This is a genomic window from Varibaculum vaginae, from assembly GCF_900604285.1.
Classification (GTDB): domain Bacteria; phylum Actinomycetota; class Actinomycetes; order Actinomycetales; family Actinomycetaceae; genus Varibaculum; species Varibaculum vaginae.
In genome coordinates this window covers 781416-797043 of sequence record NZ_UWNY01000001.1, presented here as the reverse complement: position 1 = coordinate 797043, position 15628 = coordinate 781416, and the positions used below count along the sequence as shown (strand labels likewise).

13 protein-coding genes and 1 tRNA gene are annotated in these 15628 nt (G+C 52.2%); 7 read left to right on the top strand and 7 right to left on the bottom strand.

The window, feature by feature from the left end; translation table 11 throughout:
• Positions 1 to 185 precede the first annotated feature (185 nt).
• Entirely contained in the window at positions 186 to 806 is a 621-nt protein-coding gene (locus EFB02_RS03430; protein ID WP_122820187.1) for a cadmium resistance transporter, read from the bottom strand.
• 76 nt (positions 807 to 882) lie between these two features.
• Between EFB02_RS03430 and EFB02_RS03425 the strand changes: the two genes are divergently transcribed.
• Together EFB02_RS03425 and EFB02_RS03420 are read left to right on the top strand one after the other, a co-directional pair.
• Positions 883 to 1164, top strand: a complete 282-nt coding sequence (locus tag EFB02_RS03425) for an ACT domain-containing protein (protein WP_234992715.1) — start codon at positions 883 to 885, stop codon at positions 1162 to 1164.
• 49 nt (positions 1165 to 1213) lie between these two features.
• On the top strand, positions 1214 to 2578 hold the full coding sequence (locus tag EFB02_RS03420) for a PFL family protein (protein WP_122820186.1): 1365 nt from the start codon (positions 1214 to 1216) through the stop codon (positions 2576 to 2578).
• 219 nt (positions 2579 to 2797) lie between these two features.
• Here EFB02_RS03420 and EFB02_RS03415 read toward each other — a convergent pair whose 3' ends face one another.
• The gene (locus tag EFB02_RS03415; RefSeq protein WP_327395326.1) at positions 2798 to 4153 is read right to left on the bottom strand and encodes a coiled-coil domain-containing protein; all 1356 of its coding nucleotides are present in this window, start codon (positions 4151 to 4153) and stop codon (positions 2798 to 2800) included.
• Between the two features lie 265 nt (positions 4154 to 4418).
• Between EFB02_RS03415 and EFB02_RS03410 the strand changes: the two genes are divergently transcribed.
• From EFB02_RS03410 to galK, 4 genes are all read left to right on the top strand, one after another.
• On the top strand, positions 4419 to 5879 hold the full coding sequence (locus EFB02_RS03410; RefSeq protein ID WP_122820185.1) for a hypothetical protein: 1461 nt from the start codon (positions 4419 to 4421) through the stop codon (positions 5877 to 5879).
• Positions 5876 to 6883 carry a DUF8094 domain-containing protein gene (locus EFB02_RS03405; protein WP_122820184.1) on the top strand — a complete coding sequence of 336 codons (1008 nt, stop codon included), beginning with the start codon at positions 5876 to 5878 and terminating at the stop codon, positions 6881 to 6883. Before EFB02_RS03410 ends, EFB02_RS03405 begins: the two co-directional genes overlap by 4 nt.
• A gap of 12 nt (positions 6884 to 6895) precedes the next feature.
• Entirely contained in the window at positions 6896 to 7822 is a 927-nt protein-coding gene (gene trxA, locus EFB02_RS03400) for a thioredoxin (RefSeq protein ID WP_122820183.1), read from the top strand.
• A gap of 150 nt (positions 7823 to 7972) precedes the next feature.
• Positions 7973 to 9274: a galactokinase gene (gene galK / locus EFB02_RS03395; RefSeq protein WP_122820182.1), complete on the top strand. Its 1302-nt coding sequence runs from the start codon at positions 7973 to 7975 to the stop codon at positions 9272 to 9274.
• A gap of 344 nt (positions 9275 to 9618) precedes the next feature.
• On the opposite strand, the gene EFB02_RS03390 is transcribed toward galK, so the two are convergent.
• The 4 genes from EFB02_RS03390 to serS all read right to left on the bottom strand — a co-directional run bounded on the left by EFB02_RS03390 (position 9619) and on the right by serS (position 13346).
• Positions 9619 to 9708: transfer RNA gene (locus EFB02_RS03390), tRNA-Ser, on the bottom strand.
• A 56-nt stretch (positions 9709 to 9764) separates the two neighbouring features.
• Positions 9765 to 11090 (bottom strand): AGE family epimerase/isomerase, encoded by a 1326-nt coding sequence (locus EFB02_RS03385; RefSeq protein WP_122820181.1) that lies wholly within the window; start codon positions 11088 to 11090, stop codon positions 9765 to 9767.
• A 30-nt stretch (positions 11091 to 11120) separates the two neighbouring features.
• Positions 11121 to 11981 carry a nicotinate-nucleotide diphosphorylase gene (locus tag EFB02_RS03380; protein ID WP_122820180.1) on the bottom strand — a complete coding sequence of 287 codons (861 nt, stop codon included), beginning with the start codon at positions 11979 to 11981 and terminating at the stop codon, positions 11121 to 11123.
• Between the two features lie 81 nt (positions 11982 to 12062).
• Positions 12063 to 13346 (bottom strand): serine--tRNA ligase, encoded by a 1284-nt coding sequence (gene serS / locus EFB02_RS03375; protein WP_122820179.1) that lies wholly within the window; start codon positions 13344 to 13346, stop codon positions 12063 to 12065.
• 161 nt (positions 13347 to 13507) lie between these two features.
• Here serS and EFB02_RS03370 point away from each other — a divergent pair, with 161 nt between their 5' ends.
• Positions 13508 to 14593: a diacylglycerol/lipid kinase family protein gene (locus EFB02_RS03370; protein ID WP_122820178.1), complete on the top strand. Its 1086-nt coding sequence runs from the start codon at positions 13508 to 13510 to the stop codon at positions 14591 to 14593.
• A gap of 21 nt (positions 14594 to 14614) precedes the next feature.
• On the opposite strand, the gene pheA is transcribed toward EFB02_RS03370, so the two are convergent.
• On the bottom strand, positions 14615 to 15577 hold the full coding sequence (pheA, locus tag EFB02_RS03365; protein WP_234992713.1) for a prephenate dehydratase: 963 nt from the start codon (positions 15575 to 15577) through the stop codon (positions 14615 to 14617).
• Positions 15578 to 15628: the final 51 nt, after the last annotated feature.

Sequence of the window (15628 nt, the reverse complement as noted above, 5' to 3'; positions counted from 1 at the left end):
AAATCGATGTCTGTTAGCGCGGGAGTAGATTTTATCCGAGCAGGCACGGTGGGCATAAGAATTTGGAAAACGTCGCTACGTTTTACAAATTCTTGGGCAGGAGGAAAAATCTACTCCCGCGCTATTGGTAATAACATATTTCCTGGTTGTGACCCCTTTTAGTATCCTCTAGATAGTCAACCAATCTAGAGCAAATCGGCGAGGATTAGCACTCCTAGCAGGATTAGCACGCTGGGGAAAATAATCGCTTCAAACCGTTCCAGTACCTCCGCGAGCCCCATACGCCCAGTTATGAAACGGGCAAGAGCAAGCAGCACGCCAGCAAGCAGCAAGAACACTACGCAAAACAGGATGATTTGCCACCAGCTAGAGAGGGCAAAAACCGGCAGATAGGCTGCGATTTCATCACCCCCATTAGCCATAGTCACCAGGGAAACAGCACCCACGCTAACCTTTTTCCCCTGTAGTTGTGCCGCTACCTCGTCCTCTTCCTCGGATTCTTCTGAATACCAACGTTCCCGGATCTCGTTTCTCGCAGCTTTTACCCCCAGCACCAGGGGTATCATCCCCAGAAAACGTAGGTATTCCTGCGGGATGACCAATCCCGAAACTGCGCTTAACACTATGGCCACCGCCAGGATTACCCCAAAGCCTACATATTGACCTGCACAGATACGCGCAGTGGTTCCGGGGTGATTATGGCCGTGTACAAACCACAAAGTTAGTAACGCCAAGTGGTCAATGTTGGTGGCTACAAATAACACCACCGCTTGGACAATGGTCGAAAAGATCAATGTGGAGGTCACTCAGCCATTATTACCAAAGAGTGCAGAAGTGAAGAAACCAGCATAGAGAAATCGCGAAAAAGCCCGAAAAGAACGTATGCTGAAGCACGTGAAAGCAATTATGACGGTCACCGGTATCGACCATACGGGAATTATCGCGGCGGTTTCTCAGGCGCTCGCCCAAAACCAGGTGAATATTATCAATGTGTCCCAAACACTGATGGATGAATATTTCACGATGATTATGCAGCTGGAATTCGATGAAGAACAGATCGGCTTAGCGCAGGTACAGGCGGCAATGGCAACAGTAGAGAAAGCCGAAGGGCTGGTTATTAAAGTTCAGGCGGAAGCCCTCTTCAACGCCATGCATAAGCTTTAAACTGCTTACCACTGAACTGCTCAAAGTACCGTAATCACAAGGGAGAATCATGGGGTTGGATACCACCGGGGAAATCCTAGAAACCATACAGATGATTGCCGAGGATAACCTCGACGTACGCACCGTAACTTTGGGGCTTTCCCTGTTGGACTGCGCCGATACCAATATCGAGCGGGCATGTGCACGAATTGAAGAACGCATTTTAAGCGCCGCCTCCCGTCTGGTTGACAGCGCCGAGGAAGTCGCGGGGGAGTTCGGGGTGCCGATTATCAATAAACGCCTCTCAGTAACCCCGATTTCACTGGTGGCAGCGGCTTGCCGCACCGAGAATCCCCTCCCCTTTGCCCAGGTACTTGATCGCGCCGGTAAAGCCGTAGGTGTAGATTTCGTAGGCGGATACTCGGCTTTGGTACAGGCCGGCGCCACTCACAGTGATTTAGCGCTAATCGACTCGATTCCCGAAGCGTTGGCCACTACCGATATTGTGTGTTCCTCAGTGAACATTGGTTCCACCCGCACGGGTATCAATATGAGCGCGACCACCAAAATGGGGCAGCAGGTACTGGCCGCCGCCCAGGAAACCGCTGATAAAGACGGACTCGGGGCAGCAAAACTGGTGGTATTCGCCAACGCGGTGGGCGACAATCCCTTTATGGCTGGCGCCTTCCACGGAGTCAGCCAACCGGATGCGGTGGTGTCCGTAGGGATTTCTGGTCCGGGAGTCATCGAGAGAGCGCTTGCCGGAGTACGCGGTCGTCCTTTTGAAGAATGTGCAGAAGCCATTAAGAAATCAGCTTTCAAGATCACCCGCATGGGACAACTGGTGGGACAAACCGTAGCTAAGCGCCTAGGCGTAAATTTTGGGATTGTAGATTTGTCCCTGGCTCCTACCCCGGCGGTGGGAGATTCAGTGGCCGCGATTTTAGAAGAGCTAGGAGTTGAAGCAGTTGGCGCTCCGGGTACTACTGCTGCTTTAGCGCTGTTAAACGATGCGGTTAAAAAGGGCGGCCTAATGGCTTGCTCTTTGGTAGGGGGACTTTCCGGTTCCTTTATTCCGGTCTCCGAGGACGCGAATATGATCCAGGCAGTCCAGCGCGGCTCCTTGAGCCTGGCGAAACTGGAAGCCATGACCGCTATCTGCTCGGTTGGTTTAGATATGATTGCGATTCCCGGCGATACCCCTGCCGCCACTATCACCGGTTTGATCGCCGATGAGGCCGCGATCGGGGTTTCCAACGGGAAAACCACCGCGGTGCGAGTGATTCCAGTGCCAGGTAAAAGCGTGGGCGACAAAGCTAATTTTGGGGGTCTGCTAGGCTGGGCGCCGATTATGGAAGTATCCCCATTTTCTTCTGCAAAGTTTGCCGCCCGTGGCGGACGCATCCCCGCTCCGGTACATTCCTTTAAGAACTAACGCTACTGCAGATTTAAGATACGCGGAGCCCCCCCAATAGGCTCCCACCGCGCGAATGTAGTAGCTATACCGGCAGTCACAGCAACATTGTTAGCCCCGTGCCGGTGATTCATTTAAATCCACACCGGGTACTAGCTGACATAGCAACTAAAAAGTCTGGGTGCGCCTTTAATCCCCAAAGGCGCACCCAGACCTAGTTAATAAACAAACCTATTAAGCTTATTGTTCTTCGCTGGTGAACAGATCGGTTGCTGCTGATTCTTCAGCGGGAGTAACCGGATTCACCGGAGGTTCCACCGGAGCCGGCTTCTCGGGCTCTGCTTCTGCAGCTGGCTGCACTACTGCTGCCGGTAGCTGTTGCATGGGAGTTAGCCCCTCGAGGCCGGTAGCGGTCTCGGTGCCTAGCAAGCCGCGCATCTCTTCAAGGTAAGCGGCAATCGATTCACGTTGACGCTCCAGCCGTTCCACCGTGCGTTGTGCAGCAGCTCGTTCAGCCTGAGCCTCGATACGTGCCGCTTCGCGCACCTGCTCAGCTTCGCCCTCGGCAGCCGCAATGGTAGCTTCTGCCGCCCGCCGCGCGTCTTCCTGGCGGCGACGAACCACCGCGTCAGTATCAGTCAGCAAGCGCTCTGCCCGCTGCAAAGTTTCACCCAAGTGTTTCTCTGCATCGGCGACCTGAGCCTTAGCCGCTGCCACCATAGCGGAAGTTTCGGAACGGGATTGCTCATGTGCCTGCGCATCAGCCTCACGAGCCGCGGCACGAGCCGCCGCGATTTCAGTTTCGGCTTCTTGACGCATCTGCTGAATCTCGGCACGAATACTATCCGCGCTTTCCCGTGCCTCTTTCAAAATGCTTTCAGACTGGCTGTGGGCATCCGCGAGGGTCTTTTCTGCCTGAGACTTGGCTTCTTCCCGAGTCTTAGTCGCTTCTGCCAACGAGGACTCGCGCAGTGCCTGCGCCTCGGCAGTGGCATCATTGCGTAGCTGGGAAGCCTCCTGCTCCGCCTTCACTCGCATCTCAACATAGTCTTTCTCGGCCTGAGCGCGCTGCAGTTCGGTTTCCCGATCAACGGTTGCTTTCAGGTCAGAAACTTGAGTATTGGTTTCAGCCCGCAGGGAGGAGGCCTCCCGTTCTGCCGCTGCTACCAGTTCATCAGCGCGATGCTGCGCGTTGGTCAGTACCGTTTCGGATTCAGTGGCCGCGGTAGTGGTACGCTCCTCGGCCTCACGACGTGCCTCTGAAATCAGAGAGGCGGCCTCCGCCTCTGCCCGCTCCGCCATATCCTGGGCGTTCTTGCGGGTCTTTTCCATCAGCTGCTCGGCCTCGGCGTTGGCCTTGTTAATCACCGCAGTGGACTGTTCTTCCGCACTGCGCAGCAGCTGTTCAATGCGGGCGCCGATTCCCGTGTAAGAACTGCGATCGGAGGAACGCAGCTGCTTTTGAGCATCTGCCAACTGTTCACCCAAATCCACATTGCGCTGGTCGACCGTGTCGAGCTTCTGCTGCAACTCGGTAATCTGGTTGTTCAAAGTCTGAATCTGCAAATCAACCTGAACGCGATCGTAACCGCGCATTACGATCGGGAAATCAGTTTGTTCTTCCACCTGGTCCTCCCTAAAGATGAGCCGCTGAGATAACGCGTTACCTGAAACATTTTATTCCATAAAATAAATACCGCGAAACCCCGTATCATTGCCTAGTCTTTCACTTCTTGCAGCCTGAAACCAAACATTCATCTAAAATTGACCCTAGTCACACCCGCCACAAGGTTTAACCACAGACGGGGCAAAGAAAGTACAGTGTAAATATAGTTGCTCAAATTTAGCTTGGGGGAAACTGGTGAACAATTTATTGCGCAGGTATTGGCTTCCGCTAGTGCTAGTGATTGTAGGTTCCATAGTAGCGCTATGCGGAGTGGGTACTGTCACTATTTGGAAACCATCTCCGCAGGTATCAGTCTCTTTACCCTCTGCCGCTAATAAACAGACGATGGCCATTACTCGTCCGGGAATGTTTGAGCTTTATGACTCCCCCACCAAAATCACCGTCTCGGGTCAAGGCAAAGTAGCACTGGCAATTGGGCGCGCAACCGATGTCACCGCTTGGGCGGCTGACCAGAATTACGTAGAGGTTACCGGACAAAAAGATCAGAACACCCTCTTGACCGAACCTCACTCAGGTAAAGCCAAAGCTCGCCAGCCTGGCGAGGCAGCCGGCAAAGACATGTGGGTGAAATATAAAGAGGTAAAAGGGGGACAAATCAGCGAAACCTGGAATCGGTCTGAAGGAGCCTGGTCAGCAATTGCCTGGTCCGAAGAAGGCAACGTACAGTTAACCCTGCATTGGACCCAAGCAGTTTCCACTCCTTGGTTCTGGCCGCTACTTATCGCCGGGCTTGTCTTAGTACTGGTAGGCGCACTAGTCGCACTGGTCATCAACCGTCTGACAAAGGCGGCAGAAAAAGAGGAAGCCGAAGTGCGAGAGCGACGCAGACAACGTGCTGAACAAGCAGCTAGGGCACAAACAGCGCAAACTGTGGAGTTACCTTCGCTAGATGCAGTTGCCCACCCACCCTCGCGCTCAGCTTTGCGGAAAGCTCGCGAACGCGGAGAAGCGACTATTGAGGTAGACGGAGTCAAGTTCCCCACCGGTCTGGTACCAGTAATCCGCACTGACGCAGACGGACAAGCAATCAATCCCGAAGCAGCAGACTCGTCGGCATCTGGAGTTCCAGCTACTAATGAACTTTCATTCCCCACAATGCCGGCGGCGGAACTACCATTAACTGCACAAAGCCCGCAAACAGCGGCGCACTCCCCGCTTCCCGAGGCTGATCCGGAAGTTTCGTTTGATCCGGACGACTCTGCGCAATCAGTAGCGTCCAATCAACCCGAAACCTCTTATAACCCCGCAGGTACTTATCCGCTGGAAACATCCCAGGATTCGGCTACTTCGTACCAACCCTCACAGTCCCACGAACCTCAAATTTCGTATAATCCAGCCCAATCGTCGCACCCCACTCACTCCTATGAGCCACAGGCATCGTACAACCCGGCTGATTCTTATCAACCGGCGCTATCTCCGCAGCCAGCACAGTCCTATCAACCGGAGGCCTCCTACCATCCTGCTGACTCCTACCAGCCCGAACCGCAGCCGCAGCCATCAGCCCCTGTGGCAAAGAGTTCCGATGAATGGTTCGAAGACGACAACTTTGACCTGGATGGTTTAGGTGAGGGACCTGATATCGAGGACTTCGAAGGAGAATCTACTTTCGACCAGAGCCAAGGAGGACAACAATGAAAAGCACGCGAATCCTGCTGGCAACCGTGACCACCTGCACTCTGGCTTTAGCTAGCCTCTCTGGGTGCACCACCACTGCACAACGCAAAGAAATTCCCACCCCCACTAAAACCGAATCTTATCCAGCACTGCGAACCGAGCAGGTAGATCCGGTATTGAAAGCGGTAAATGCAGCTTTAGAAGCCGCAGATAAGAGTTTTGATCCCAAAGATCTTGGCGGGAGAGTGGCCGGGCCAGCACTAGAAATGCGCAGCGCCCAATATAAGATGCACCAGAAAAACAGCAATTCCTCCCCGACTACTTTGCCTGCGTCCTCAGAATTATCTACCGTTACTTCTGGAAACAGCTGGCCACGGAGCTTGCTAAATGTTACTGGCGCGGACAAAAATGGCGCCAAATATGTGGAAGTAATCCGACAAAGTAAAGCCACCGATCCCTACCAGTTGTGGCAGTGGATGCAGCTGTTGCCGAAAGCATCACTTCCGGAAACGGATGTGGTAGCTCGCGGATCCAAAACTTTGGATCTAAAGGACTCCTCCAAACTGCTACTTTCTCCGGAAAAAGCCATAAATACCTGGGCAGCAACCGTATTCGATGAGAAGGCAAAAAATGCCGACAAGGTGTTTGTGGATCCTTTGATGGAAGGCAAACGTGAGGAACTAAAATCCCTTAAAGAGGGAATCGGTAGTGCCGGAAAAGTTGCCACTTCGATTAGTCCTTTAGAGATGAAAAAGAATACTTTGGCGATTGATTTGCCCGCTAAAAAAGGCGCCTTGGTAGCCACTACCTACACCCAGGAAGTTCAGCTCACCGAGGTAGCTTCAGATAAACCCATTACTCTCAGTGGGGATGTGGTTAATCTGCTGGATGACGGCAAGGTAAAGGAGAAAGCTACCTGGAACCGAGTTATCTGCGTATTGCTGCAGATCCCTCCTAAGAACACTAAAGGTGGAAAAATTCGGGTAGTGGCAGCCTCCGAAGTATTGACAGCGGCCTCGAAGTAAGGAAGGTTTCAAGTGGCACAAACGCATGGAGCAGTAGATCTTTCTCAGTTTGCTAATAATAAGGCTGAGACATCTCAAACGGGACAACAGCCGAATCCTGCAAATAACCAGGATGCTGTCACCGCGGCAATGTCAACGAATGCAACGAGCGGGAATTTGGTTCCTGGATCATTCATATGCGACGCCACCGACGACACTTTTGACCAGGTAGCAGAAACTTCTCTTAAGGTACCGGTGATTATTGATTTATGGGCGCCTTGGTGCGGCCCTTGCAAACAGCTCGGTCCGATATTGGAAGAGCTGGCTCGCGAATATCAGGGACGCTTCCAGCTAGTGAAAATCAATGTGGATGAATCTCCTCAATTGGCGCAGGCTTTCCAGGCACAATCCATTCCTACCGTAGTGGCGCTAATCGGAGGGCGACCTGCTCCTCTTTTCCAAGGTGCTCAACCCAAAGCCCAGATTAAATCGCTTATCGACCAGGTGCTACAAATCGCGGGGCAAGCAGGGTTACACGGAAAAATGGCTGGGGAAACTGATGGCAGCCAGGCAGATCCACGCACCGAAGAAGAAAAAGCTGTCGAAGCACTGGTAGAGGCAGGGAATCTGCAAGAGGCGCTGGAGCAGGCACAAAAGCTCCTGCGCAATTCCCCTGAGGAGGCATCACGCTATCAGGCGCTGGTCGATAAAGTTTCCATGGCGCAACGGTTGAATGCAGAGGAAGGTCAAGACGACTCTAATCCCTTGGTGCTAGCAGATCGCTTTTTCCAAGCGGGTAACGAACCGCAAGCTTTTGATTTATTGCTTTCTTTAATTTCCAAATCCGCTGACGAAGAACGCGACGAGTACCGACAGCGCTTGCTGGAACTGTTTCGCCTTTCCCGCAATCCTGAGGCTGTGAAACTCGCCCGCCAACGACTTTCCCGCCTACTGTTTTAACTGTTACTGAGGCCGCAAGGAAAGACCTTTATTTGTCGTTTTCACGATTGCTTGTAGCGGAACTGCAATCTTTTGCAACTCGCCTACCTAGAGGCTAGGCAAAAAGTAGAATAGTTTCACCAGTAAGAACAATGAGGTACTAACGTGAACATGGAACCGGAGTTTATCCCCGCTTACCAACCTAAAGAGGGCGCAAGGCGCGCCCGAGAACTTTTTGAAAAAACTTTTTCCGCTGCACCTTCGGGAGTCTGGCGTGCTCCCGGTCGGGTCAACGTAATCGGGGAACACACTGACTATAACGGTGGCAAAGCCCTCCCGTTAGCCCTCCCTCACGCCATTTACGTGGCTCTTAAAGTTCGCGAAGATGATCAGCTAAAAATTATTTCCGAAGATTTCCCCGAACTTAGCATCTTAAAACTGTCTGATTTGGAAAAACATTATCCCGCCAAAGGGCCTGGAGCTTTCGTTGGCGGCGTGATTCTGGGATTGGTGCAGGTACTACGGGACAGCGGACTGGAAGAAAATGCACGCCAGCTGCAAGCGAGAGTTCCCGGCCTGGAAGTTGCGGTAGCCTCTAGCGTGCCCCTGAGTGCCGGGCTTTCCTCCTCTGCCGCGTTAGAATGTGCAATTGCCGTCGGAATCGACGAACTAGCCGACCTGGGATTGGCAGAAAGTTTTGATGGACGAAAACTACTAGTCGCAGCCGGTAAATTAGCCGAGAATCGCTACGTGGGAGCCCCCACCGGAGGATTGGATCAATCTGCATCAATGCTCTGCGAAAAGGACTGCGTCCTAGAGTTGGATTGCGCCACTTGGCAAACCCGCTCGCACCCCTTTGATCTACCATCTTTAGGGTTATCTTTACTGGTAATAGATACCTGCACTTCCCACGACCTGGCAGATGGACAATATGGGGCACGTCGGGCTGCCTGTGAAGAGGCAGCCCGGATTCTTGGGGTATCAGAGCTCGGAGAACTGGTGCCCGAGACCATTTCACCCGCCGATAACCTCACCGACCTGAATGCGGATAACTATCCTCCTTCCTGGGTTTGTCAACAACTCGATAAATTAGAGAATGCAGAGCAAATTTCGCGGGTGCGCCACGTACTAACCGAGATTGCTCGTTGTCAACTACTATGCGAACTGTTAGAGGCTGGAGCTGCCCCAGATCAGTGGCGTAAACTGTTGGATGCTTCCCATGAATCTTTACGGCGTGACTACGAAGTTTCTTGCGAGGAGCTAGATACAGCGGTAGCGGCTGCTCGTAAAGCCGGTGCCTATGGGGCTCGGATGACCGGAGGAGGCTTCGGCGGCTGTGCAATTACCCTGGTTGACAGCGACCGGGTAGAAACTACTGCCCGTGCCGTAGTGAAGGCCTTCAACAAAGCTGGCTATAACCAGCCCCGATTCCTATCGGTGTTGCCTTCGGCTCCTGCCGGAAAAGTAGAATAATAGTATCCATTATTGGGTATCACTCCACCCCAATATACGCTGACACTTAAGACATTTTTCGGGAGCTAGTGTTCACGAATTATTTGAAAAATTTGATAGTGAAAAAGAACCTGCTGTTCTTGAAATCAACTCGGTATTTTTCCAATAGTTTTGTTATAAACCATCCCTGCCATTAGTTGTTCCGGCAATAAAATGCTGCTATCAGATTCCAAAAGTTCGCAGTCATGGCATTTAGCTGTCAGTTCCTCCTGACTATATAGCTGGAGGCAATGAAGAAAAATGCTTCCTCGCTGACTACCTCAAGCTTCAGATATTTTTCTTCGAGGCGCAGGTAAACACAGCATTGGCGGAGAGTAAGGGATTCGAACCCTTGATACCCTTGCGGGTATAACGGTTTTCAAGACCGTCTCCTTCGGCCACTCGGACAACTCTCCTGGCTTACGCTAAAGCGTTAGGACAAACCCCATGTTACAGTTGCTGACCGCCAGAGCTAAAATCCACCGAAACGCTTCTTATGAGCCGGCTCTTCGGGCAGTGGTTTATCTAGCAATCCATGCGCCAGCGCCACTGAGAAAGCCGGAGTTAGCGGCAAGCGAGGCAACAGCATAGCCTGCACAGCATGGTAGACGCTATCGCGCAGTCTTTGGTTTTCTAAATCTAGCGGTTTATTTTCTGGAGAAAGCCGATGCACGATTCTCCCTCCACGTACCAAGAAATGTTCATAGGCAAAATCAATCCAGGCGCGATAGCAATGTTCGTAATGTTCTACCTCTTCCGCCTCAGCATCTTCTGCCACCGCCACGCGTAGCAACGTCACCGCGGCTCCGATTGCCTCAAACTGTACCCAGGCTTGTCGATCCCGAATCACGGGTTTCCCATCCCAATCTACGGTGAAGGCAAACCCGGGAGCCCCATCCCGTCGCCACGCATCCTCGCGAGCCCGCTCAAACATTCCAGTTGCTGCCGGAATCATCCATTCAGGCTCCTCTTTCCCTGATTGCTTGAGCATTGCCCGGGCTTCCAGGATTAACCGCGAGAACATGAAGGAATGCCCAACATCGCTGCCGTAGGCACGATGGGCTTCTTGCGGATTTTCACGGTTGTATCCAAGCAGAGGTTTCCAATCTGCATCAAAATGCTCGGGAAGTCGCCAGCTATATTCGCGGGAAACTTCGGCGACTCTCTCCAGAATCCGCATGGCGCGGTCTAGCCATTCTCCTTCATTAGTAACTTGCGCTACCAGCATATATGCCTCTGCGGTATGCATATTAGAATTGATTCCCCGGTAATCTTCGCACCTAGAATAATCACGATTGTAGCTTTCGCGCACCATTCCGAATTGAGAATCCCACCAGTGCAAATCGCTATCACGGAGAGCATCTTGCATTAACTCATGAGCCCCTATACGGTCAGCGGCGGTGGCAGAAGCCGCCCCTAATAACACGAAGGCGTGCGAATAGGAACGTTTATCGTCACGGCCAGGATAGGGAATCGCATTTCCATCCGCATCTAGTTCATGTTCAATCGCGTCAAACCAGCCTCCATTTACCGGATCCCGGAAATACTGATTTAGGCACCGAATCCCATGTTCTACCAATCGGCGACAACCGGGTACCCCCAGCAGCACTCCCAAAGAGAACACATGTACCATCCGCGCGGTCAAGTAGAGCTGAATCGGCTGCTCCAAGTCGATTTCACCATCGCGATCCAGACAGGCAAACCCGGTTTTTACTTCCGATTTACGCCCGTAATCCAGCAGATCCTGCAAGCATGCAGATAGCCATCGATTATGTTCTATTGAGTTGAACCAGAACATTATTCAGCTCCTTTTCTTTTCTATGGCGGGTTAAACAAATTCAAATCTCACGGATAAGGGAGTTACGGTATCGGTCAAAGAATTTAGTGCCAAGTAGTCAACTCCGCACTCACCATAGGCGCCTGCCTCTTCAATATTTAGATCTCCCGCAACTTCCAACAAGGTTCCCGGATTTAGAGTGTCGCGATGATCAGCGGCCAGCGTTGCCTGTTCGGGGCTAAACCCTCGCAAGGTTAGCAACTCTACCCGCATTTTTAGCAGAGGATCAAGATCTTGTACCCGGTCGATCTCTACCTGAATGGGGCTACCAGCAGCTGCAGCACGAACATGGTTCATCACATCCCCAAGACCGCTCCCTAACCGCAGATGAGTCGCCCTTATCAGTGGGAATGATCCAATTCCCAAGCGGGAAGTCATCCCCCCGCCCACACGCACTGCATATTTCTCCAGTTCTCCCAAACCGGGGGTGACCGAGAGCGTATCACGTACGACCAGTTTAGTTTGCGAAAGTACCTCCGCCCACTGAGCAGTCTTGGAGGCAATTCCGGAAAGGTGCGATAAGAACCAACAGCAAAGATCCCCGGCTTCCAGAAGTCCGCGAGTGTTACCACTTAGCTCTAAAACCGGAGTACCTGCAGTTACCTTAGTGCCATCAGCTACCCGCATATGCAGGTCATAGTCCCCTAGTATCTGTGCTAGTACCTCGCGAGCGACCGGTATCCCGCAGATAACACCATCTTGAGCGACCACAAAACGTACCCGAGCCCGATTATTTTCGGGTACCACTGCCGCCGTGGCGATATCTTCCCCGTAACTACGCGACATAGCGAGGGCACGCTCCACCACCTGGGGCACATAATCTCCCTGAGGGTACTGCAGGTAATCAGCCATTGATATTCTCCGTCCTGTCGGTGAGTACTTTTACTGCCCGAGGGCGCCCTAACCCAATCCTTTCACGCTTTGCGCTCAGATTTAGGCGTTCGGTACCGGTTCTAATACCTCTTTACCCCCAAGATAAGGACGCAAAGCCTGAGGAACATACACACTTCCATCCGCTTGTTGATGGTTTTCCAGCATAGCTACCAACCAACGAGTACAGGCGAGAGTACCATTCAATGTTGCCACGGGCTGGGTTTTTCCGTTTTCATCGCGGTAGCGAATCCCCAAGCGACGCGCCTGATAGGTGGTGCAGTTGGAAGTTGAGGTTAGTTCGAGATAGCGTTCTTGGCTGGGCAGCCAAGCTTCACAATCAAACTTACGCGCCGCAGAAGTTCCCAAATCACCCGCGGCGGTATCGATTACTCGATAGGGCAACTCAACCTTTGTCAGCATTTCTTCTTCGAGAGCCAATAGCCGCTGGTGTTCCTCTTGCGATACTTGGGGAAGGCAATAGGAGAACATCTCGACTTTATTGAACTGGTGCACTCGAATAATGCCGCGCACATCTTTACCGTGCGACCCCGCCTCCCTTCTATAACACGCTGACCAGCCAGAATAGCGCAACGGTTCCTCTCCTAGCTCTAGGATTTCTCCGCCGTGGTAACCACCGAGAGCAACCTCTGAGGTACCGACCAGGTAGAGATCATCGGCCGGTAGATAGTAGATTTCTTCGGAATGTTCGGTTAAGAATCCTGTTCCGCGCATCGTGTCCGGAGTGACCATGGTGGGAGTAGTCATGGGAATAAAACCGTGCTGCTCCGCCAAATCCCAGGCACAGGTGAGCAGGGCCAGTTCCAGGCGAGCCCCTATTCCTCGCAGATAGTAGAAGCGGGAGCCGGAGACTTTAGCGCCCCGTTTAACATCAATTGCTTGCAGCATCTCCCCGATTTCCAAGTGATCACGAATTTTTATGCCCTCGGCAGCAAAATCACGGATTTTCGGACCGTGCTGGGCAAGCACCACATAGTCGTCCTCGCCCCCGGAAGGAATCCCGGGAATAATAATATTGGGTAATGCCGCTAGCAGCTGCTGAGCTTTTTCCGAGGCTTCTCCCGCGACGGCCTCTGCCTGCTTAACTTTTCCTGCAAGCTCTTTTGCTTTGGCGAGTACCGCGGCGCGCTCCTGGGGAGCAGCCTTCCCAATGCTCTTAGAAAGCGCCTTTTGTTCGGCGCGCATGGCCTCAAAGTCCTGCTGCTTCTTTAACCGAAGTGCATCGGCGGCAAGTACCTCATCAATCCGGGCGGGATCCTCTCCCCGCGCAACGAGCGAATCTTTAGCTGGCTGCGGGTCTTCACGCAGCTGACGAATATCAATCATGCTTTAATCATATCGCCACCGGAGACCGCTTCTCATCTTGTCATGACCGAAACAATTTTTGGCACCTTTACCTATCCTGGCGAAAGGTAATCTTCGATTCCATTCAGTGCCTCTTCGCTGCCTATCCCCGGTAATCTCGGTTTTGTTTTAGACTGAAAGCTATGACCACTTTGCTCTGGATTTTAGTGATCACGGCGCTAGTTTTAGGAATTATCGCTTTATCTTGGGCGGTTAATGCCCGCCGCATTGCCACCCGAGCAATGAAGATTGCGATTAAACAAGGTTTTTCCGCTCCCGCAGCTACCTGTAGCAACGAATCCTCTAGGCGAGTGGTAGTCATCTATAACCCCATGAAGATTGCAAACCTAGATAATTTTCGGAACACGGTTATTCAACGCGCCCAGGCCGCCGGTTACGAGGAACCGATATTCTTACAAACCGATCAGGAATCTTTGGGGGCAAACCAAGCCCAAGAAGCAATCCGCCAAGAGGCAGGACTGGTTATTTCAGCAGGTGGGGATGGAACTCTGCGGATTATAGCGGCTAGTTTGGCTGATAGTCGGATTCCCTTGGGAATTTTGCCGCTGGGAACCGGGAATCTTTTAGCCCGCAACCTCAATATTCCCATTGATTCTTTACCCCGCGCCTGCGAAATTGCTTTTACCGGTAAAAACACTGGGGTGGATTTAGGGCTGCTTACAACGGAGACCGGGGAAAAGTTTCCGTTCCTGGTAATGGCTGGGATTGGTTATGACGCAGAGGTAATGAACCGAGTATCTGACAAGCTGAAGGAATCCATCGGTTGGGGTGCCTACGTGCTGTCTGGGATTGCAGCCTCCAATAAACCTCCGATAACTATGGATGTATCTTTTGGAGGGCAGTCGCATCCCCGCACCCGCAAAGTCAATACTTTACTATTTGCTTCCTGCGGCGAGTTGATAGGGGGAATTCCGCTTCTCCCAGAGGCCAACCCTCATGATGGCTGGCTAGAAGTACTAATGTTGAGCGTGCGAGGCGGTTTGATTGGATTGCTAGAGGTAATCAGTGGAGTCTTTAGCGACACCTTGGGGGTCAAGAAACTTACGGCGGGGTTGGTTTTCAAAAATGATGTAATTTGTACCCGTACCGCGAGCGCTAAGGGACACGGCGAAGCACGGATGATTCAGGGTGATGGCGATACCGTGGGTAGTTACCGCGAGATTTCTGCCTCATTAGATAGCGGCGCAGTCGTGGTACGCGTCCCCTAGCATTTAACAGCGATCTTTACCCTATTTATGCAAAATAGAATCCACCCAGCCTCTCGCCAGCTGAAAATCATCATCCCCGGTACGAGGAGAATGGTCATTTTGCGCCCGATCAGCACGAGCATAGGAACCCAAGAAACGTAAGTCTTCGCTAATGCGATAAAGTCCGCGTAAAGCAGATTGCACTCGTTCTTCCTTAATATGCCCATCCAGGTCAATGCTGAAAACATAACGTCCAGGTTGACCAGCTAACGGACGCGATTCAATGCGACTGAGGTTAATTCCCCTTGCAGAGAACTGTTGCAACATTTCTAGTAATGCCCCAGAGCGATAGTCATTAGGTAAACGCACTTGAACGGTGGTTTTATCGGCTCCACATGGTTCGGGAACCTGACCGGGGTTTGCCACTTCCACAAAGCGAGTAACTGCTCCCGGATTGTCGGCTACATCCTTGAAAAGGGTGGTTAACCCATAGGTAGAAACCGCAGCCTCCGAGGCCAGGACTGCTTGAAAACCGGCATCACCTCCCGCCAACATCCGGGCGGATTCTGCGGTAGAGGTAGTGGCCACATGAATAGCTCTCGGCAAGTGATCTGCTACCCAGTTTCGGCATTGCGCCCATGCATGAGAGTGAGTGCCAATCCGGGTAACATCGGAAAGTGTCGTGCCTTCGCGTACTGCCAGAGTAAACCCGACTGGAACTATCATTTCCGCTACAATCTGCAGACGTTTATCCCAACCCAGAGAATCTAGGGTAGCGCTAACTCCCCCTTCAATGGAGTTTTCGATAGGCACCACTGCCCGCTCCGTTTTCCCCTCCCGCACCATATCCATAGCCAAGCGTTCGCCCGCACAAGGAATTATTTCTGCATCAGCCGCTGCTACTTGGAGGAGCGCCTGGTGACAGAAGGTACCCACCGGCCCTAAGAATGCATAGCTTTTAACTGCAGTATTCATTTCCTTGTCCTTTTGTTCAACTGTCTTCACAATACTAGGAAAGATACGCTTTCCCCCATCTAGACCGTAGAATATGGCTAT

What these genes read in the sequence shown, in the direction of transcription:
- EFB02_RS03425 (WP_234992715.1), top strand. Translation starts at nt 883, where the DNA reads ATGCTGAAGCACGTGAAAGCAATTATGACGGTCACCGGTATCGACCAT.
- EFB02_RS03420 (WP_122820186.1), top strand. Translation starts at nt 1,214, where the DNA reads ATGGGGTTGGATACCACCGGGGAAATCCTAGAAACCATACAGATGATT.
- EFB02_RS03415 (WP_327395326.1), bottom strand. Translation starts at nt 4,153, where the DNA reads ATGCGCGGTTACGATCGCGTTCAGGTTGATTTGCAGATTCAGACTTTG.
- EFB02_RS03405 (WP_122820184.1), top strand. Translation starts at nt 5,876, where the DNA reads ATGAAAAGCACGCGAATCCTGCTGGCAACCGTGACCACCTGCACTCTG.
- galK (WP_122820182.1), top strand. Translation starts at nt 7,973, where the DNA reads ATGGAACCGGAGTTTATCCCCGCTTACCAACCTAAAGAGGGCGCAAGG.
- EFB02_RS03385 (WP_122820181.1), bottom strand. Translation starts at nt 11,090, where the DNA reads ATGTTCTGGTTCAACTCAATAGAACATAATCGATGGCTATCTGCATGC.
- EFB02_RS03380 (WP_122820180.1), bottom strand. Translation starts at nt 11,981, where the DNA reads ATGGCTGATTACCTGCAGTACCCTCAGGGAGATTATGTGCCCCAGGTG.
- serS (WP_122820179.1), bottom strand. Translation starts at nt 13,346, where the DNA reads ATGATTGATATTCGTCAGCTGCGTGAAGACCCGCAGCCAGCTAAAGAT.
- EFB02_RS03370 (WP_122820178.1), top strand. Translation starts at nt 13,508, where the DNA reads ATGACCACTTTGCTCTGGATTTTAGTGATCACGGCGCTAGTTTTAGGA.